Consider the following 21,116-nt stretch of genomic DNA (forward strand, 5'->3'; position numbering starts at 1 on the left):
CGGGATCAGCCGAGCAGGACGACACCACCGGGCATGCGGGTGAGCGTGGCGCCGTAGGCATCGCTGATCAGCTGCGCCACATCCGGGAGCTGGTCCAGGGTGAAGCGCGCCTGCACGCGGCGGCGACCCAGTGCTTCGTTCATCAGGATCAATCGCCCCGGCCGGTAGCGGTTGATTTCAGCGATCACCTGCGACAGCGGCTCGTCATCGAAGATCAGCAACTGGCGCTGCCAGGCGGTAACCCGTTCCGGGTCGGCGTGGTGCACCCGGCCAAGACGGTCGGCACCGAAGGTCAGTTGCTGGTTGGCCGCCAGCGTGCGGTTCTCGCCCTGGTAATCGACCACGACGCTGCCTTGCAGGCAGGTGACGCACACGGCGCCGGTGTCGGCCCGGACATTGAAGTCGGACGCCGCCGCCAGCACGCTGCCACCCTGCACGCGCAACAGCACCTGCCGGGCCGCACCGCTGGCACGGATTTCCGCTTCGCCACTGAGCAGTTCCAGCATCGCCAGTTCTGCGCCGCTGACGTGGGCGTTCAGGCGCGTGCCGGTATTCATTTCCACCGCCACATCCGCCAGTTGTACCCGACGCTGTTCGCCAATCGCCGTTTCAAAATCCGCCGCCCCCGGCCACCAGGCCGTTTGCCGGCTGATCATGACGCCGCCGGCGCAGGCCGCCACGCCGCCAAGCAGTGCACGCTGGAGGAAGGCGCGGCGGTCGTAGCGTGGCGCGGTCTCCGCGTGGATATTCTCCGCACGCCCGGCCTCGCCGATCCGCTGCCACAGGCGGCGACTTTCGGCGAAGGCACGACGATGCGCCTGGCTGCGCGCGCACCAGTCGGCAAAGGCGCGCGCATCCTCACTGGTCGCCTCACCGGAGGTCAGGCGGACCAGCCAGTGCTGCGCTTCGCGGCGAATGCGCTGCTGTTGTCCCTGGTCAATCTCTATCACGTTCATCGTGCGCGTCATCATCCGTAGGGGCATGCGTCGGGGCAGGTGCTGCCGTAGCCTGGCTCTCCCATGTAGACGGTTTTCCGGCACCGGGACCGAACCGTTGCGTCACTTCCCGGTCGAGCCAGTCGCCACAGTAGAGCAGCGCCACCTTGAGTTCTTTTTCCACCGTGCGGGTGGAAACGCCAAAGCGCGCGGCAATGTCACGGTGCGGCACACCCTCGACCCGCGACGCCAGCAGAATGGCGCGCCGGCGCGCCGGCAACTTGTACAGGGCACGCTGCAGTTGCTCGACTTCCTGCAAGGCCCCGGCGGCACTGGCGGGGTCCAGTGCGTCATCGGTGCTCTGCATCAGTTCTTCGATCTCGGTGTAATACAGCAGGCGCGACTGTGCCTTGCGCTGGTCGGCGGCCACGTTGAGTGCCATGCGGAACAGATAGGCGAGCGGATTCTGCACGCCATGGATGTCGGCCATCTGGTCCACCCGCAGCCAGGTTTCCTGCAACACATCATCGGCCAGATCGTCACTGCCGAGCCGGTAGCTCAGGCGGCTGCGCAGTTCCGCGTAACGCTGGATGAACAGGGCCTTGATGGTCTGCCTCGACATCTGTTACTCCCGGGCATGCCCGACTGTCGTCCAATCCTTCGGTGTCTGCCGCGCGCAACAGCAAGGTCAGCGGTTGTGCCATGGTGGGCGGCGGCGCCAGTGCAATGTGTAGCGAGGCCAGCACCTCGCGCAAGGCGGCGTCGCGCACCGCATGGCCCGTGGAGGCCAGCAGGCGCGATGTCGCGACCCGGCCATCGGCGGCGATATGCAACTGGACCGCCGCGCGGTATGACCCCGGCCGGGTGAGCGCGCTGGCGCACAGCGCCTGCCACAGGCTGTGCTGCACCAACGTGGCGTAACGGTGTGCGGCCACCGTGTGTGGCCCGGCCGCGCCAGCGGCGGGCTGCGCCGCCGCGTGGTGACGCCGCAACGTCAATCCCTGTGCGCCGCTGTAATGCGCTTCCAGCCCGGTGCCGACCAGCAATTGCGTCAGCGCCGCGCTGTCGCTGAAGTGCCCGGCCAGCGCCGTGCTCCGCCGGCCACTCACCAGGGCGCTGTCGAACAGCACCGCCATGCCGGTCAGCGCACTGTACTGTGCCAGCGCTTCATTCAGCGGCTGCGCCGCGATATCGAAACGGCGCGCCGCCTCTGCGGCAGCGCCCGACACGAGCAACGCGCACCACACCAGCAGCAACACACCGCCGCGGCGGACCGCGAGGTTCCGACCCGCATCCGACATGCACTACACCGGCACTGATCCCGGGCAACGCCCGGCTGGAGGCACCCCGTGACGCGGCCGGACCGCGCCGGCACGTCATTGTTCGGGGATGAAAGCAAAGACCCTCATCGTGCAGGGCGCAGATGACATTTCGATGACATGACTCGCGAGCGGCCTGGTCCTGAGCGCATTACACAGAACACGCTTCCTTCTTCAATACCGGCGATATGGCGCTCCAGGATCGAGACATTTATTTGAAACATGGCATGTTTGTTACCTGAACTTTTCAGACTTTTTCAATATGCCCTTTGTTCATTTCATATGCATAGTCAATGCATCGATACGCTATACTTTCTCTCACTGTTTCCGTACCGGAATTCTGGCTGTGAATAAAATAGTTTTCTGGATAATTCCACCGTTAATGACCTTGTGCGGTATTTCTCCGGCCAGCGAGAGTGAGGAGATGCCCAGTTGCATTTCGGTCGAGGTCAATGGCAGCCGCAGCCCCAGCTACGATTGCCTGAGCAGGATGATGGCGCCGCAGGGAGATACCGCATCCGGTTCGCTTCCCCAGTTTGATTCCGCAGCAGTGATCAACCGGGGCGGCAACCAGCTCGGTCTGTTCAATCGCGCTGCCACGCAAATCCGCATGGGCAGCAACTTCGGCCACAGTATCTATCCCAATACCCCTGCACGCACATCGCCACCCAATCCACTGGTGCCCAGATAAAAAAAACGGCAGCTCCGGGGAGCTGCCGTGGGTGTAGCGTGGTGTATCTGTTACATCAGGTTCGCACGTTCTTCTTCCGTCAATCGGGCTTTCGCTTCTTCTGAAAGCGGGCCGCTCCCCAGCACATCCAAAGGCAGTGACCCACCACTCATGGGCGCCCCTGCGCCCGGCGCCAATGATTCATCACCAAAGCCAAGAATCTCCACGGTAATGATGGAAGGCTGCGTGCTGTTGTTGCGCCGGGAGACGGTTTCCGCCGCTTGCGATGCTGCCGTGCTGGCAGAGCTTGCTGCCGTCAGTGCGCCGGTGTTGACGGCGGCCACCACCGGAATACCCTGCGATTCACCCTGCACCTGTATGTTGTCGGCATTGAGCACCTGCAAGGCAGCGATGTTGACGTTACCGGACACACGAATCCCTGCTTCGCCCGCATCAACGGTGCCCAGCGGTGCGATCAGGTCGATGTCGCCCGGCTCGACACCGGCGATCGGGTTGAGCGTGGCGATACCGGCGCCGGAGCTCGGTGCGTTCGGTGACAGCGCAACGTTGCCCCACTGGTCGTACACGCGCAGCGGCGGCGTATAGACCTGTGTGGTCTGCGAACCACGCCCGGCGTTGATGTCGCCCTCTTCGGACCAGGCCTGGATGTCACCGCCGAACACCGTCATCACCCGGCTCTGGCCAAGCAGAATGCTGTCGCGGGATAACTGGCGGATACTGCCTTCGCCCAGTGTCACGACACCGGCAGTGCCAGCCGGGTCGGTTCCCTCGACACCGAGCGTCTGGGCACCGGACGGTGTCAGCAGATGAATGTCTCCGCCGCGCAGCGTCTGGATACCCGCATCACCGAACATCACCAGATCACCACCGGCGCTGTCTTCTTCCGCGCGCTCCGGGAACGCCGCTTCGATCACGCGGCGGCCGCGCAGATAACTGCCCGGCCGCGGGCCGTCGGCATCGTTGAATTCACGACCGCTGGCGAGCAATTCCGCGAACAGCACCTGCCGCGCAAAGATTTGCTGCGCACTGTCGTTGAGGCCGGCAAATACCGCCAGTGCGCTCTCCAGATTGTCACCCTGGAAGCCGTAGCGCGCCGCCAGCCACTCGATCAGTTCGTCGGTGTACAGCGCGGCGACGCGATCCGGTTGATCTGCCAGTGGCATGTCCTGATCTGCCAGCTTGGCCGGGTCCAGGTAACGTGACAGCAGGCCGTCCACATCCAGCGGCGAGTCCGCCAGGCCGGCCATGACGGCGATGTCCGCGCCACGGCGGCTGTCACCCTGCACCACCGGACCGAGCGATACGATGCTGGCCTGGTCCTGCATCAGGATGGAGCCGCCGGCGGAGACTTCCAGCAGGCCGGGGCCGGCGACGCTGAAATTGCTGGTGAGGATGCGGCCGCCGGCGTGGACGCGGGAGATGTCGTTGTCGTTGTGGTGGAGGAAGAGGTTGCCTCGGCTGGTGGCGCCCTGGTACAGGTTGGTGATGCTCACTGATTCCCCAATGGCACGCCCTGAACTGATGATATCGCCGCCTGCGGATAGCCATGTCGGGCCGCCAGAGACGTACCAGGTATCACCGCCATACTGAGGCCCGAAGGTCACCATCTCGCCCAGGTTGATGTCTACGATGTCACCTTCCGATGCATAGACGTAGGAGATGTTATTGGAGCGCGTCTGAGCCAGGGATTCCGGTGTCGCCGTATTGGGCCCAAACGCAAACAAGGCCCCCTTTCCGTCCCTTCCGCCTTGTCCATCCAGCGCTACTCGCTCGTAAACATTGTCAACCCGTTGTTCATTCTGCGCGCCTTGATTCAAGGTGCCCACAAAGGCCGGGTTGAATGGCGTTGCTATCGCATCCTCGGAGGCAGAGGATTCACTTATATTTATATCACCACCATAAATGCTGTGCTTCGCGAGCAGATTAAGCACGCCGCTCTCGGAAGGCGCCATCCAGATGCCGTAGATCTCACTGATCTGATATTCGTTCAGGCCACCACCAGTTGCTGCAGCGCCAAAGAAGATATTCTCGCCCGATGCAATGCTGAACTTGGCCGGGTAAATGAAACGTTCTCCATCAGAAGAGGCGTTCATGACTTCGTTCAAGCGGCCATACTGGTTCCTCTCAACGTACTGTGTGCCGGCAGCAACACTGGCTCCGGACGATGCAAGCGTCAGCGCAGTGCTATCTGTCCAGAGAGAAAACCAGGTTTCCCCTCCTGCCACCTTGTTGCCTGCGTGTTCGAAGGGCAACGCCGTGATGCCGGCCACCCTGCCCGGATCACTCACGCCCGCCAGCACCAGATCACCCAGCGCATTCAGCGTGAACTGGCTGTCGCCTGGCGCCAGGACCAGGCCACCCGCAGCATTAACGATGCTGCTTTCATAGGCCGACTGGTACTGCCACTGGTTGTTGATTCCTGCGCTGTCTCGACCACCATAGAAGCGCTGCATGCCGCCAACTGCCCGCGTCGACACCGATGTCTGGCCGCGGAGATTCACTATCAGCCCCGACAGATCCTGCATTCCTGTCTGAGTTTTCATCACCTGGGCTGAGTACAAAGGATTCAGGGCGCCGCCCACATGAATCGAAATGTCTCCTCCCCCCGTGAGGGAAATCCGGTCTTCCTCAACCCTGCCGGTACCACCCACAATGACCGAGAGCCCTTCGCTCTTTGGGGCACCCGCTGCATTAAGCATTTGCCCATTGGTCTTGCCCGCATTGATGATGCCCGCATCACCCCCAACGGTCAGTGCAACATTCCCTCCGCCCAACGTGCCCAGGCCTGTAAAGCCGACAAGGTAGGGCGTATTGCTGACGGAAAGCAGTTCCTCGGGTGAATATTCAGACTGCGTTGCATTTGAACCCGTGTAAATATCCGGCACGCTGCTCTGGTCGACGTAAGTGCCGAAGTTGATCCACCAGGCCGTGTTGACGGAAGAAACATCTGATATATCACCAGTCCCCTGTCGCCAGAGCCAGTTACCTATTGCCGACATCGACGCGGCACGTCTTACTGCCAGGTTTGAGGCCGTATTGCTCAGCAAGGCACTTGACATTGTCCCGGTAAGATCCCCACCTGCGGTCAGGCTGAGATTGCCGCCCGCTGTCGGGAACCAGGCCTGGTACAGGCCGGTATCCGGCTGCACCAATGCCTCGTAGTCTTCTATACCGTGTGCGTCACTCAATACATTGCCGTTACCCAGTGCCCGGTCGCGGTTGAAACCCGCATCCACTGAAAGCGGTGTTCCGGCAGTGTAAACGCCGTACATGGATTCAATCGCCACATCACCGGCGGCGACGATGTCGAGATCTCCCGTGCCGGTTCGGACAACGCTGAAATGTACCCCGGAGTAAACTTCATCGACTTTAACTGGCGTTGGTGGTTCTTCAGGTTCGAGTATTTCCGTACAGAACCGCGCGAATGCAGCCAGCCTACATAAGGATGGATTTGCCGCAGTACCTTCTTTCCAAGTCGGATTACGCTCTTCACCGGCAGCATTCCAGTAATATCCCGGTTCGAGCTCCAAACACATCCCCTCGGTCTCGCACGACTCAATCTCATCGCTCGAAACAAGTTCCAGGGATGGCTTCCCGTCTGGATTCCCAGGGGCCCACACCATAGTACCGGGCACAGCAAATACAGCCGCAAATTGATAATGATGATCTGATAGCGTCAAGTTTCCTGTTGTCGCCAATGGCCGGGCCATCCGGGTATCGGACGCTGCAATGTCTGCTCCTGCAACCAATCGCATATCCCACGATTGAGATCCTGATGACAGCATAGCTGCTACCGCCCAATTCTCGCCTTGTCGACTACCTGTACTCGACCGAAGCGGGATTTCTTCCATGCCGTCCGGCAAAACCAGATCGGTTTCTTTTGGGAGAACGGCGCCAACCTTCAAAGCCAGATTCTCTGCCAGCACGACCGGGTCCATCAATGTGCCGGTTGCCGTACGCATTCGCACCGGCAGCGGTACGCCCGCCGGCCAGATAACGTTATTGATCGGCGTATGTTGTGCCAGCATAAAGCCGACACCCAGCATTGAGCCTGCCCCCAAAACCAGGGGTTCATGCAGCAACGTGCCCGCAGCGTATACATTGCCTGCGGCATCGGTGACATCGCCACGCAATATTGTGTTGGCAGGCAATGTGGTGTCCTGGCCAAGCATCACCGGCACAGGAAGCTCGGTACCGGCCTGCATGATGAAACCCTGCAACGGCACGTCGTAGTTCAGCACACGCCCCGCAGGGAATGTCGTACCCTGAGCCAGGGTCACACCGGCTCCCGGCACGATCACATCGACGCCGTACGGGTTCACACCCGGCAACAGTACCCAGCCGTTGTCGTCCGGCGTTTCCGGCGGCGGCGCGAAACCGTCGTTGATACTGCCGTAGATATTCAGATCGCCACCGGCGCGAATGGCCAACGCACCTGCTTCGCCGGAACCATGGACTGCGGTTTTTTGTGTGTTCGGATTGAGACTGGCGTAACGATGACCGGACAGGTCCAGATCCCCCTGCACCACCAGATCGCCATCCGCGGTGGCGCTGACGATTTCCACCGAAGGCCGCAGGTGGAATACCTCTCCGTTGCCGTCGCGCAATCCCGCCAGGCGGGCAAGCAAGTCGTTGTTCTGCAATGCTGCGTCGATAAAGTCCTCGCTGTCTTCGTGCTTGGCATCCAGGTAATCCTGGTCAATGACCTGATAGGGCCGGCCGCTGGCCGCCTCATCGGTGCCATAACGCGCATCGTCGTAACGCCAGTTGCCCTGCACGGCGATACTGCGTGCGCCGCTGACGGAGACCGGACCCTGAACATTGATGTCCATATCCCCGCTGGTCGCGCTGTCTAGGCGCGGTGCGGTCAGCGTCACAGTGCCCAGCGCACGGCCATCGTGTTGCCCGGCGCCGGTGCCGGCGGGTGCTTCGGTGCCGAAGCGCAGATCCATGCGCGCACCGTTCGCCAGCGTCAGGGTGCCGTCACCCGAGTTCAGCTCAATGATGGCGCGATTCGGTGCCTCGATGATCTGGCCGTAGCTGTCCACGCGCAGGATTTCGCCATGGGCGTCAAGCACGGCGTTGTCGGTTAGGGTCAGGCCCTGTTTGCCGGCCAGACGAATACTGCCCACCTGTGCGCCGGAAGCATCAATGCGGCCGTTGACCGTCAGCAGACCGTTATCCAGCGAAATGCTCACGTCGCGCGCGCGCACTTCGTTGCCGACCGTCAGGTCGCCCTGTTTTATCTGGAAGTGGCGGGCACCGAACACTTCACCCTCGGTCAGGCGTGCGTTCAGTGAGGCGAAGTCACCGAGGCTCTGCGCCCGGATATCCACGCGACCGGACTCATAAGGCACCCAAGTGCCGCCGGCGTCGTATTCACCGCTGCTCTGGCCCAGGATGTCGCCCAGCAGCATCACTTCGCCCGCGTCTTCATCGACCGCCACGGCGGTGAGGCTGCCGGCGTGGTTGTTCTCTGCGGAAAGATCTATCTCGCTGCCGGCGCTCTGGTGGATATTGCCGCTGGCGCTTTCCAGCGTGACGTTGCCGCCCCAGCTATAACGGCTGACATCGTCGAAAAGGATTTCGCGGCCCGCCATATCGATCTGCGCGGCGTCTGTCAGGATCACGTCATCTTCGGCGGCCAGGGTCAGTTTGCCGCTGGGCAGCATCACCTGCGTATCCAGCGTGACCTGTTGCCCCTGGAACACCAGGGTGGCGCCGAGCGCGTCATCCCGATCAGGCAATTCGGTGCTGGCGCCATCCGGGGTCGTCAGCAACAGGTTACCACCGGCACGCACACTGCTTACCGCGCCGGCTTCGCCGGTGATCACGGGGGTTTCGATACGCAGGTTGCCACCGTGGTATTGCCAGCCTTCACCGGTGACGTAATCGCCACGGGACTGATACACCGACAGTGCGCCCTGGTTGTTGGCGGTGAACACTTCAGTCGCACGCAGGACCACATCGGAGAAGCCCAGGATCATGCGCTCCACGGTTTCCGTGCCGCCTGGGCGGCTGTCCGGGCCGTAACCGAGCTCGATCACGTCGGCATGGATGTTGAGACGCCCGCTGCCGGTACCCGGGCCGATCTGGTCAGCGTTACCTACTGGTGCCGGCGGCGTGCCGGTCGTGCCGTTCCAGACCAGGTGGCCGGTTTCGATAGTGACGGTATTGTCGGCATCACCGGCCCCCATGATGGCCGGCGTGGTCAGCACGAAGGTTTCCAGTGTCGAAGCACCATTGTCGTCCAGGGTGGAGAGTGTGATGTCGCCGAACACGTTCAGACCCTGGGAAGCACTCAGGCTGAAGCGCTCCATGGCCGGTGCGCCGGTGGCCGTGTCGCCAGTGAGCAGGCGTTCGAGCACGCTCTGGTTGAAGGAGAAGCCGTCCGGCAGGACGCCTGCTGCTGCAGCCGCTGCCAGTGACGCGGTGTCGCCCAGATTGACGGCGCCCAGTGCCAGTGCCAGATCCCGGGTGCCGTAGAGCGTCGAATCGTCCAGCAGCAAGTCGCTGCCCGTGGCGAACGCCAGCGTCCCTTCGGAATACAAGGTGGTTGCAGGGGCCTCAGCCTGACCTGATGCACCAATGCTGATGGCCGCGGGACGTGTGGTGCTGGAATCCTGAAATAACACCTGGTGCGCGCCATTGGAGGCAATGACTGCCGCCCCCTGGACATTGAGGGTGTAGCCGCTTCCAGCATCCAGCGATACCTCACCCTGGCCAAGCGTGTCGACGCCCGCGCCACGCTCAATGGTCAGTGCGTTGTTCATGCCTGCAGCGCCCAGAATGACTTCCGATGCCCGCAACATGGTGCCTTCTCGCAAGGTCAGGCTACCGCCGCCCTGGATGATCAGCATGCCGGGGTTGTTGGCAGGGTCTTCACGCACCTGCGCGCCAATCACCAGCCGCTCGGCATTCTCCGCCAGTGCATTGAGCGTGACGTCGTCCAGGGAAACACCGGTGAAGCCGATCGTCCGGCCCTCTTCAGCAGACACAACTTCCAGCACCGGACTCGCGCCACTCCCTTCTATCTGGACCGTTGCGCCATAGCCACCGTCCGCAGCCTCCGCCTTCAACTGACCGGCAAAGGTCAGCGCAGAATGGTCCGGGTCAAGGGACGCCAGCCGCAAGGCCAATGTCTTGGCATCTTCGGGTAGCGCGGCCCGCAACGCGCCGGAAACCGCCGCCGTCGAGGCGACAAACTCCGAATAGGTGGTTTCGTTGTATTGGGAATAGCGGCGCACCAGGTCCGAGGCAGTCAGAAACACCTGGCGCGCCAGTGGGTCGCGGACGGTGGTGCCGGCAATGCCGAAGTGCGCGGGTGCACTCCAGGAGCCGTTTCGCATTGGTGCCGTACCCGTCGCCAGCACGCCACCATTGACCTCGACCCTGAAGGCGCCAGGCAACAACGCATAGGTGGACGGCATCAAGGTATAGGTCCCCGCCGGCAGGCCGGGAACACCTTCACCCAGGGTGATCTGCTGACCGATCAGCGGGTCACTCGCCCCGCGCGCCGGGTCTATGGGGGCATAGCCGGACACGGCGCCCGGCACGATGGCATAGACCGGATTGGTGGCAAGCTCCGGGAACACGACACCCTCTGGCGTCACCCGAATCAGCGGGGCGAAACGGACGTCACTGGAACCGCCACGCCCGGCCACGAAGCCGGCGCCGAGCAGCTCACCTCCGCCAGACAGGTCCAGCACTGCGTTCTCTTCTACCAGCAGGCTGCCAGTGTTGATGTCTACCTTTGAGGCGTTGTTGCCTGCCGTCAGCCAGGCACTGACATCCACTTCCTCGCCACCATACAGCCAGGTGATGTCGTCCACCGTGCCGCCATAGGGCACGACCAGACCGGCACCGCTTACCGAGGTGAGGCTGCCCGGCATCAGGACCACACGGCTGACAGGGTCCACCACGTTACCCGCGCCCAGGCGGATGATTCCGAGTGGCGCACGCAACACGCCGGCCTGCTCAATGGTGCCAGCCCGCAATTCCAGCGTGCCAAAAACCGAGTAGGGCTGGTCCGGCAGATCGCCGTCGGTAGAGCGGGATATACGCAGTGTGCGTTCAGTATCCAGCGTTGTGCTGGTGAGATAGCCCGCCGTGACGGTCGCTGAAGCCCCGGTCGCGGGATAGACCTGTGCCGCAGAAATGCTGAGATCACCGGGCAGCGTCAGTGCCGTCGCGCTGTCTGAAGCATGGTTGAGGAACCGCAGGTCCCCCGTGCTGGTCAGGCTGACCTGATCAAAGCCGACGCGATCCATCGCCTCACCACCGGCCACCGCTGGCGCACCGATGCTGGTACGCACCTGGTCGCGCACATCAATGTGATCTGCCTCCACAGCGAGATGTGCCGCAGACATCGCCTGCATGGCGGACAAGGCGCCTGTGCCGTTGGGATTGAGCTCCGACCTGACCCGGCCAGGCGACAGCGTGTTCTGACCATTGGCTCCCGCCAGCAGCACATAGGGGGCTTCGAGGTGTACCCGGGCATCATCGGCGGCCCCTTCCGCGAGGCCGATAACCTGCGCATACACGGAGAGGCTGCGCCCCAGTTGAAGCGAGACATCCCCGTCGAAACTGAGCGCCCCTTCACTCAGCAGACTCAACTGGTCAAAACCACCCTGCGTGACCTGATCCACGCTTAACACCGCCTGGCCAAATGTCGGCAGTTGGTCTGATATCTCGACGGCGTTTTCGCTGACAATCAGCTCACGGTAGGCGCGCGTTTCCGCCGGGGCCGCATTGAGATACGCCGGCGATCCAAGCACCAGACTGAGCAGCCCGCCAGAGGCACCCTCACCACCCGACCGGGCCTGCATTTCACCGTTCAGCAGCAGACCGTTGTTGGATGCCAGCTGAATCTCGCCACCGTGGGACGCCAGCTCGGTCGGTACCGCCAGACCTGTCGGCGTCAGCCTGGCGCTTGCCCCCGACGCATCCAGCACAGCGCCCTCCCGGATCACCACAAAGGCATCCGCTGCCCCACTGGCGGTACCGCTGGCCGGATCAACATCGCCACCGATGCGGATGCGCCCGCCGTCCCGGACCACGCCGAATGCCTGCCCATCAACGGTATTCTGCATATAGGCACGGCCAGCCACATCCAGCCGTGCGCCGGCGCCGATCTCGATCACTCGCTCCAGCACCGCCGAGTTCGAGCGCCCCGCTTCGATCGCTGTATCGCTCAAGGAGGGATCGCCAATAAAGATGCTGCCACCCGGGGCGATCAACGCCCCTTCCACCTGGACATCTCCGGTGCCAAGCAATGAGATTGTCTGCCCTGAGTCCACGCGAAGCGTAGCCCCCGCACCGATGCGGGCATCGGCAATGACCGCTGCCGTACCCTGCAGGCCGCCGGCCGTCAGGGTAATACTGCCTCCCTCACGCTGCTGTAGCGTCGTGCTCCCTGGCACTGCCTGCCAGTATTCGGGGGGCAGCCAGGTTTCCAGTGCCTCGCTGGCCGCGACACCATTCGCCTGATAACGGCTGCTCTGTGTGGGGCGGTAGACCGGCACCGTGACCTCGACCTGCGTCCCGTCCGCAATAGCCAGCCCGCCACGCCCGGCGATGTCGTAATGGGAAAAACCGCTGGTAAACAGCGACGGCAATAACCAGGCCGCCTGTTCGTCCGCCGGCCTGTCGTTGGCAATTACCACGGCCTGGCCCGTATCAATACGGAGAGTGCCTCCTCCTTCGGCACCGATCGCATTGAGCCGGCCGTCCAGCACCAGCTCACCTGCGCTGGTACCCGAACCGGCGATAACTGTCACGTCACCACCACGGCCACCAACAAACTGGCCCTCGCGGGTATAGGCCGCGCCAGAAGAGACATCCACCTCACTGCCCGCCAGCAATCGCACATCACCGGAACTGCGCAGTGAGACCCTGCCGCCATCCAGCCAGGCGCGGTCCCGGGTATCGCCGCCAGTCAGCTCATTGGTCCACAGCCCGGTCGTATCCAGCCGGGCATTTTCCGCCACGGTGACACCGGCCTGCAGGCCGGTCGGAACGCCCAGCACACGATCCTGCTCCACCGGCACACCGGCCTGCAGCACTACCTGACGTGCCACGTTACCTAACTGGATATCGCCACTGTGCGCCGTGATATCGGCGTTCACATCAACCAGCGTGCTGTAGAGTTGCAAGGCGCCGCCGGTGGCCAGTTGCAGTGCTTCCTGCACGACGATCTGTTCACGCGCCGCTACCTTTAACCCACCCAGTTGCTGGCTGTTGAGCCAGTCCGCATTGAGCATCAAGGCGCCGTCTGTGGCGGTACCACCGATCTGGATATTGTCCACGGTCGGATTGAACTGATAGCCGAGCCGGCCTTCGTCTTCCAGGTAATAAGGGACGTACTGCCCGACCACCAGTTGCGCACGCCGGGCAATGGCTTTCTGGGATTGGTCGTAACCGTCCAGCCCGGCCTGCGGCGCCTGATCCTGACGTTCGCCCTGGTACACCTCGCCCACCAGATCGCCTTCCAGCGTCGCCTGGCTGGTGGACACCACCAGGGTGCCGGCATCACGTCCCACCGTGTAGCCGTTTTCGAGACGACGCTGCGCCACCACCAGCGGGTTCCAGTAATACTCCGTCACACCCCAGCGCTCGCTGTTGCGCTCAAAACCCTTGTAGACGCCGGTGTAATGTATGTCGCCCGGCGCCGAGGACAATTCGTACAAACGCCCGTCAGCACCTTTCAGCCAGGTCTGGTTGATATAGCCGGTTTGCACATCCAGCGTGCCGCCGGACAAGTTAATCTGTGAGCCCTGCTGTGTGACCAGATCGTTGCCGGTGAAGGTGGCCTTGCCACCCTGCGCCATCCACTCGCCCACGGTACGGCCACGGCTGGCCAGGTAACCGCCCACTTCCAGCAGCCCGCCCGCCGTGTACCAGCGGTCGGTGTCGTAGCCATTGGTGCCGGCCGGCACAAAAATCAGATCGCGCACGTCGATCCAGACGCGCTCGCTGTTCAGATCGCCTTCTTCGCGGTTGACCGGCGAATCACGCTGCTCGTTGCCCTGGATGTTGACCTGGATGCTGTTGCTGTCCATGGCGACGCTGACACCCACCGCGCCGGATACATCAATGACCGCCTTGTCTGCCACGGTCGCCTGACCAGCCGCCGACACCACCACTTCGCCGCCTGTGGCCAGCGTCATCGAATCGCCTTCGAAGTCCACGTTGCCGCCGCTGACGATTTCCACGCGGGACAGGTCGCTGCGGTCCACCACACCACTGAGGTTGTTGAAGTCGCCGCCGTTGTTGGGCGCCAGATTATCCAGACCTTCCAGTCCGCTGTTTCTGCGCGAATCCTCGGCAGTAGCATCACTGTCTTCCAGCAAAATCGCCGTGGTGCTGTTGGCCACCAGCGTCACACTGCCTTCGCTGTCACTGGCCGCATTGAGCAGGTGTATGGTGCCGCGCTGGTCCACCGACGTGGTGGCCACTGCCACACCGGCCTGTTGCACAGTGTGGCCGGTGAGTGTGATATCGCCTGTACTGGCCTGGAGCAGGCCAGTGTTACGCACCAGGCCCGCCTCGCTGCCGTTGAGACGACGCGTGGCGACTTCGTTGCCCCGGGTGGTAGAGGTCTGGTTACCGTCCGTGCTGACGCCCTTGCGAATAATGAAGCTGTCGCCCGCCGCCAGTGTGACCTGGCCACGCGGGGTGGAGATGGCCCCGTCGTTGTGCACTTCGCGCCCGAGCAGCAGCACATAGCCGCCGCCCTGCGTCACTGACGCCGGTTTATGGGTATTGATCTGCGCGCCGGCTTCGACGATGACGTCGCCGGTGGCCGCCGACGAGGTCGCACCGGCCCCGGTGCCGCTCAGGTCATTGCCGAAACTCGGGGTGTAACGGTTGCTGCCCGCTTCCGCGCTGTAAATTCCCCGCTCACGGAACTGCTCATCGGTCATGCCCACCGCCGCGACCGCGAGATTGCGCACGTTGACCTGACTACTGCCGCTGAACACCACCCCGTTGCGGTTGATCAGCATCACCGTGCCGTCACCCTTGATCTGTCCCTGGATCTGCGACGGCCGCGCGTTCGGATCATTGACCCGGTTCAGCACCGCCCAGTCGGCCTGCTGGTCGAACGCCACCGTGGTGTCGCGGCCCACATTGAAGGTTTCCCAGTTCAGTACGGCCTTGTCGGCGGTCTGTTTGATGTCCACCGTGATGTGGCCATCCTTGATCGTTTGCGTGGGCGCTTCGGCGTTCTGCCAGGCCTGCTCGAACGGCAGACTGCTGTCGATCTTCAGGCCGCCTTCGGCCAGACCGTTGGGGACAAGCGAGGGGTTGCTGAACGCCAGGTCACGCTGCGCGGCCTGCCGGGCCTGTGCGGCAGCGATGGCGGACAGGGTGGTGCTCATGTTGCTGAGCGACTGCTGCAGGACCTGATCCACCTGCGGCCGGGGTGGCCGGTTCAGGCCAGTGCCGGGCAGGCCCAGGCCGGGGCGGTTGCCGCTGAGTGCGGCGCCACCGGGCTGGGTCGCCACCGGTGCACCGCCCTGCATCCAGCCCGGCAGGGCGGCGTGAGCGCTCTGGGTCAGCAGGGCCAGGGCGACCGCATGAGCCACAGGACAGAGGTTAAAAAAAAAGCTCTTCTGCAAGCCAGCTTCCGGCACTGACGAGGCCTCTAGTAACGGCATAGACTACTTCCCTCAAGAATAGAGTTGGCTGAAGCGCAGCCTTCTCTATTCAGGCTGTCGGCTTAATATGCCCTGCAGACCACATCCGAATAGGAAAACCGAACTGGCGTAATAAAATATTCATAATTCGGCCGCCTCCTGCCATCCCCCAGCGCAATAAACAAGCAAGAGATAGCCCCCAGCCCAAAACTTGCTTCAAACCGGAATCAGGCCACATTAAACATAGAAGATATGTGACTTAACAATATCTTTCAGATTCTTACGTCAGGCTTTTACCATTGAGGCAATTCAGGGCCTTATCTGCCCAGCCCTTGGCAGATGTCAGGATCATTTATATGAAAGGAAAATTCATACAAAGCCCCTAATGCCCAATCCTGCGTTATTGGAATCATATTATTCTGAGAAACTATACCGTCGTAGTCGCCAAGGCCTATTACGAACAAAAGGTCCTGAACTTCCAATCCAACGTCCAGATCTTCGTAGCACTGGCTAGCAAGAATAAACACCAGACCAGCCATGGGATATCCTAGGGTGGGATCGGGAAAGATCGGCGACCAATCCTGTATATTGGAGGTCGATGGGACGGAAATACCCTGTATCGTTGCCTCAACTCGCGTCTCTGATGGTAAGTATCCAATTCCATCATAGTCGTTAATTATTCGTGCCACTTTAGTTTGATCATTAAAACCAGGATAGTTCGGCCCAACAAACGCAATCGCCCCATCAATATTATTCATTACCGAAATCACTGACTGATCGCCATTCACCGGGAGAAACAGAGCACTGCCAGAAGGCGTTCCAATCCTAGCCAACATAAAGTCTTCGTTTTCTTGAAATAGATGGGGCGCCTTGTAGGCCAGGTGTCTTGTTGCTATCTTTGTCATCCCACTATCAACATTGCTGTAAACAACCATAATTTGCTTGGAGGGGTAGTTACCCAGTTGATTCCAGTTCGTTATCTGGCCAGAAAAAATATTGGCCACGTCATCAGCCGTTACCGTCAACGGATTCTGAGCCGAAACATCACCATTATTAAAACCCACGCCAACACCACTTACCGCCAAGGGAACTTGTATAAGTTTCCCGAAGTTCGGCTCATACTGATCCGCGTAATCCAATATTTCACTGTACTCAAGCCCCAATGCAGTTACAGCGAAATGTACAGATTGATAGCCTTCGACTAAACCGATGGCGCCAGGGCTGTTGCTTAAGAATGAATATCGAATGTTTACTTCATCACCAGGCACATACTCAAACTCATAACCACGAGAGTTTAGGTCTCCGGTTATAGAGCTCATTATAGGATCCGCCACGCCACTAACGGCTCCGATCACATCAGCAGCAACGGAGCTTGTCCCAGCCATCATGGTTAATACAATCAGAGAAACACTAGATCGAGAATGCATGGATCCCTCCATGAGCAAATGATGGATTAGCGAAGGTGGCGAACCATTCCTGGTTCGCCACCGGTGTTTATGTATTTGAAAAACAGCCGATGTTATCGACCGGTAACTGAAGCGCAGCCAGAACCATTTATATTCAAAGCATACGTATTAAGCACGGCATTCTGCCAGCTGCTTGGCAGCGGAATCAGGCTAGCGCTGGAAATGTAGGAGTCGTGCAGACCAGCATAATGATTGATCGCGAAGTTGCTAATTGCAGCACCAATCGCCGGATCGTTGTAGCACTCACTCAGCAGCATGTAAGTAAAGCCAGCGATCGGATATCCAGCGCTTGGGTTAGGGAAAATCGGCGCCCAATCGGCCGGATTAGTGGTGGACGGAGGGGTTACCGAGTCAAAGGTGACCTGCACGTTAACCTGCGTTGGCATATACGCAGTGCTATTGGTAGGGTTGATGATAGCGGCCACTTCCGACGGGTCGGACGGGTCAACATAATCCGGGCTAACGAAGGTAATAGCGCCATCAATGCTGTTCATCAGGGACACTACACCGCTTGATCCATTGGCTGACTGAAAAACAGCGCTCCCGGACGGCGTGCCAATCCGAGCTGTCAGGAAGTTGGTGCTGGTCTGGAACAAAGTCGGCTCAACAGCAGCCAGGTGGCGCGTGAATATCTCCACAGTACCAGAACCATCAGCGCGATGAACAACGGTTATTTGCTTCGATGAAAAGGCACCCAGCTGGTTCCAGTTAGTGATTTGGCCGGAAAAAATCTTGGCCACATCGCTGCTGCTCAGAACCAGAGGATTCATTGCAGTTACTTCGCTGTTGTTGAATGGGACAGTAACGGAGGTGCCCGCGAACGGAACTTGAATCAGGTCGCCAAAGGTGCTTTGATCGTTAGCCGCATAGTTGCTGATCTCCGCACTCGTAGCAATGGAATCGCTACCAGCATAGTGTACGGTCGGCACCAGAGCCGGATCATAACCAAACTCGCTTGAATCGTTACCGAAGAAAGCACGCTTGCCCGCGCTCGAGCCAACGGAGACATAGCTTTCGTAGTTGTAGTTTTCGCCGGTGATAATGTCATTGAACACGCCGGCAGACAGGGAAGCACCACCACCAACGACATCAGCAGACGCCTGACCAGCAAACGCTGCCAGACCCAGGCTGAGTGACACAGCCAGAACATTACGCTTGAACATCTTGAAATCTCCATTTAAGGGTTTGTTTGTTTCGTCCGGAAAATCGTGCAGCGCCGTTGATATCACCCTCTGCATTGGAGTATTGGTGATCAGGTCGCTACAGAATTTACTTTCAGGGGTGGCGATGACAGCGCGGGGAAAATTGCTCGGGAGATTCCAGACTTTTCCATTCTTCAAAAAAAAGCACCATGCCAACGCAGCATAGTGCCATCATTTCTGTTTTGTTATCGTGGTCTTGTTACGCGCCGCAGCGGCCAAAACCCCGTTTATCCAGAAACCCCTTGATCACGGCAACCAGTTCAAGCCGGTCACCAAATGCCCCCACATCCCGAATAAAATCATCGCGCGACCACATGCGCCGGTTTACATCCAGGCCCACAAACCAGCGATACAATATGTTGTAGTTGATCTGGTGATAGATGTCCGCTTCGTTACCGGTATGGGTAATGGCCAGACGCAGCAACATGATGTGCGTTAACGCAGTCATGTTCAGGCGAAAAAGGCCTTCGCCCGCCATCGCCGTGACCTGCTCCACCAGACCAGACTCCGATACGGCGTCGCGCAACGTGATCAGCGGGTGCTCCATCGGAAGGTAATCCCGGATATCCGTCAGGGTTTTCTGCCATTCCTCCTGCGACACGATCCAGACCCAGGGTGAACCATAACGGAACACTGATACCGGGCTGACGCGCGCTGATTCCACAATCCTTGATAATTTCTGATCCAGTTCCTGCATGCCTACACGTGAATATCGCGTCATAAACGTGAACCTGCGTACAGAGTTTGACAATGAGCATCGTCATGGCCGGTATCATTATGCAATCGGCCTGTTACGCTTATCTTTAATGGATGCTCTCCCACTTGCGCAGACACGCCGACGCCAGAGGCACCGAACTTTCGTCAATAAAAGTTCACGGGGCGCTCGTGCACTGAGCATGGACGAGTGTTCGCTATGGGAAATCGGTCACGGCGCTGCTGAAAATTGATTTCAGCGTGATATCGGAACAGGGTGAGGGCGTGTGCAGGGTGAATAAGGCTGGCGCGCCCGGTAACGGACGCGCCAGGAGGGGATCATTCCACGGTCACGGATTTTGCCAGGTTACGCGGCTGGTCCACGTCGGTGCCCCGCATGACGGCCACGTGATAACTGAGCAGTTGCAGCGGCACGGTGTACACGATCGGGATCAGGCACTCCGGCACCGGCGGCATGTTCAGTACGGTGACGCCGTCTTCGTTCTGCAGTGCCGCGTCACGATCGGCGAAGATATACAGCTCACCGCCACGGGCGCGCACTTCCTGGAGGTTGGATTTGAGTTTTTCCAGCAACTCATCGTTCGGTGCGACCGCCACCACCGGCATGTCTTTGTCCACCAGTGCCAGCGGACCATGTTTCAGCTCGCCGGCCGGGTAGGCTTCGGCGTGGATGTAGGAAATTTCTTTCAGCTTCAGTGCGCCTTCCATGGCCACCGGATACTGAGTGCCTCGGCCCAGGAACAGCGTGTGGTGTTTTTCGACAAAATCTTCGGCGAGTTTTTCAATATCGCCATCCAGTTGCAGTACTTGCTGGATCAGGCCCGGCAACTGTCGCATTTCATCCAGCACTGTCTGAATGCGCGCCTGTTCCAGACCGCGCACGCGGCCCAGGGCCAGTACCAGCATCATCAATGCCGCGAGCTGGGTAGTGAACGCCTTGGTCGATGCCACGCCAATTTCCGGGCCGGCGCGGGTCAGCAGCACCAGTTCGGATTCGCGCACCAGTGAGGAGCTATCCACATTGCACACGGCAAGCCGGCCAACATAATTCGGGCTGCTGGTGGCGCGCAATGCGGCGAGCGTATCGGCTGTTTCGCCGCTCTGCGAAATAGTGACAAACAGGGTGCCCTCGGGCACCACGTGGCTGCGGTAGCGGAATTCGCTCGCCACTTCCACCTGGCAGGGCACACCGGCCAGGGCTTCGAGCCAGTAACGGGCGATCATGCCGGCGTGGTAGCTGGTGCCACAGGCGATGATCTGGATATTGCGCACTTTGTGCAGCAGGTCGGCATTCTCGCTGAACAGGCCGTCAAGATCGGCGACGCTGCCCAGGCGTCCTTCCAGTGTGCGCTGCAATGCAACGGGCTGCTCGAAGATTTCCTTGAGCATGTAGTGGCGGTACTCGCCTTTTTCGGCGTCTTCGTGGGTGCCGTCGAATTCGTGGATGTCGCGCTCGACCTGTGTGCCGTCGCGGTCAAAGATACGCACGCTGTCACGGCAGACTTCGGCCACGTCGCCTTCCTGCAGGAAGATGAAGCGCGTGGTCACCGGCAACAGGGCGAGCTGGTCGGACGCCACATAGTTTTCACCAATGCCCAGCCCCACGACCAGCGGGCTGCCGGAGCGCACGGCGATGAAACGGTCCGGGTCGCTGGTGCTCACCACGCCCAGTGCGTAGGCACCACGCAGACGACGCACCGTGCTTTGCACGGCGGCCAGCAGATCCTCGCCACGCGCCTGCGCCTGGTGGATCAGATGCACGATCACTTCGGTGTCGGTATCGGACGTGAAGGTATAGCCTTCGCCCTGCAGTGCGTCGCGCAGCGCCTGGTAATTTTCGATGATGCCGTTGTGCACCAGCGCCAGGTCATCCCCCGACATGTGCGGGTGGGCATTGCGTTCCGACGGCACGCCGTGGGTCGCCCAGCGGGTATGGGCGATGCCGATCTGGCCGCTGGTGTGGCTGGCCTGCACGGCGTCTTCCAGGCCCTGCACCTTGCCTTCGCGGCGCACGCGTTGCAGGCCGTCCTGGCCGATGATGGCCACACCGGCGGAATCATAGCCACGGTATTCCAGCCGCTTCAGGCCGGTGAGCAGAATGCCGGCGACGTTACGTTCGCCGATTGCACCAACAATGCCGCACATAGAGGT

The 21,116-nt window shown here is 60.6% G+C and carries 9 protein-coding genes; 1 reads left to right on the plus strand and 8 read right to left on the minus strand.

Going from position 1 to position 21,116, the window contains the following annotated elements:
- Window positions 1-5: 5 nt before the first annotated feature.
- From S7S_RS18260 to S7S_RS18270, 3 genes are read right to left on the minus strand one after another with little or no spacing between them, the layout of a single operon-like run.
- On the minus strand, window positions 6-956 hold the full coding sequence (locus S7S_RS18260) for a FecR family protein (RefSeq protein ID WP_008734544.1): 951 nt from the start codon (window positions 954-956) through the stop codon (window positions 6-8).
- Window positions 937-1,557 (minus strand): RNA polymerase sigma factor, encoded by a 621-nt coding sequence (locus S7S_RS18265; RefSeq protein WP_082027774.1) that lies wholly within the window; start codon window positions 1,555-1,557, stop codon window positions 937-939. The genes S7S_RS18260 and S7S_RS18265 overlap by 20 nt, the downstream gene beginning before the upstream one ends.
- Window positions 1,475-2,236, minus strand: a complete 762-nt coding sequence (locus S7S_RS18270) for an STN domain-containing protein (protein WP_008734538.1) — start codon at window positions 2,234-2,236, stop codon at window positions 1,475-1,477. Before S7S_RS18270 ends, S7S_RS18265 begins: the two co-directional genes overlap by 83 nt.
- Window positions 2,237-2,678: 442 nt before the next feature.
- On the opposite strand from S7S_RS18270, the gene S7S_RS18275 reads away from it, so the two are divergent.
- Window positions 2,679-2,945 carry a hypothetical protein gene (locus S7S_RS18275; RefSeq protein ID WP_008734536.1) on the plus strand — a complete coding sequence of 89 codons (267 nt, stop codon included), beginning with the start codon at window positions 2,679-2,681 and terminating at the stop codon, window positions 2,943-2,945.
- A gap of 50 nt (window positions 2,946-2,995) precedes the next feature.
- On the opposite strand, the gene S7S_RS18280 is transcribed toward S7S_RS18275, so the two are convergent.
- The 5 genes from S7S_RS18280 to glmS form a co-directional block, all read right to left on the minus strand.
- On the minus strand, window positions 2,996-15,565 hold the full coding sequence (locus tag S7S_RS18280; RefSeq protein ID WP_008734534.1) for a filamentous haemagglutinin family protein: 12,570 nt from the start codon (window positions 15,563-15,565) through the stop codon (window positions 2,996-2,998).
- A 335-nt stretch (window positions 15,566-15,900) separates the two neighbouring features.
- Window positions 15,901-17,010: a PstS family phosphate ABC transporter substrate-binding protein gene (locus tag S7S_RS18285; RefSeq protein ID WP_169745584.1), complete on the minus strand. Its 1,110-nt coding sequence runs from the start codon at window positions 17,008-17,010 to the stop codon at window positions 15,901-15,903.
- 92 nt (window positions 17,011-17,102) lie between these two features.
- Window positions 17,103-18,389 carry a substrate-binding domain-containing protein gene (locus S7S_RS18290; protein WP_144401710.1) on the minus strand — a complete coding sequence of 429 codons (1,287 nt, stop codon included), beginning with the start codon at window positions 18,387-18,389 and terminating at the stop codon, window positions 17,103-17,105.
- A gap of 61 nt (window positions 18,390-18,450) precedes the next feature.
- Window positions 18,451-18,972, minus strand: coding sequence for a transposase (locus tag S7S_RS18295; RefSeq protein WP_144401711.1), 522 nt, complete (start codon window positions 18,970-18,972; stop codon window positions 18,451-18,453).
- 311 nt (window positions 18,973-19,283) lie between these two features.
- Window positions 19,284-21,110: a glutamine--fructose-6-phosphate transaminase (isomerizing) gene (gene glmS / locus S7S_RS18300; RefSeq protein WP_008734528.1), complete on the minus strand. Its 1,827-nt coding sequence runs from the start codon at window positions 21,108-21,110 to the stop codon at window positions 19,284-19,286.
- Between the last annotated feature and the right edge of the window lie 6 nt (window positions 21,111-21,116).

The organism is Isoalcanivorax pacificus W11-5 (assembly GCF_000299335.2).
GTDB classification, from domain to species: domain Bacteria; phylum Pseudomonadota; class Gammaproteobacteria; order Pseudomonadales; family Alcanivoracaceae; genus Isoalcanivorax; species Isoalcanivorax pacificus.

Coding starts and splice junctions, on each gene's coding strand:
- glmS (WP_008734528.1), bottom strand. CDS start 21,110: ATGTGCGGCATTGTTGGTGCAATCGGCGAACGTAACGTCGCCGGCATT.
- S7S_RS18285 (WP_169745584.1), bottom strand. CDS start 17,010: ATGCATTCTCGATCTAGTGTTTCTCTGATTGTATTAACCATGATGGCT.
- S7S_RS18270 (WP_008734538.1), bottom strand. CDS start 2,236: ATGTCGGATGCGGGTCGGAACCTCGCGGTCCGCCGCGGCGGTGTGTTG.
- S7S_RS18275 (WP_008734536.1), top strand. CDS start 2,679: ATGCCCAGTTGCATTTCGGTCGAGGTCAATGGCAGCCGCAGCCCCAGC.
- S7S_RS18295 (WP_144401711.1), bottom strand. CDS start 18,972: ATGACGCGATATTCACGTGTAGGCATGCAGGAACTGGATCAGAAATTA.
- S7S_RS18260 (WP_008734544.1), bottom strand. CDS start 956: ATGAACGTGATAGAGATTGACCAGGGACAACAGCAGCGCATTCGCCGC.
- S7S_RS18265 (WP_082027774.1), bottom strand. CDS start 1,557: ATGTCGAGGCAGACCATCAAGGCCCTGTTCATCCAGCGTTACGCGGAA.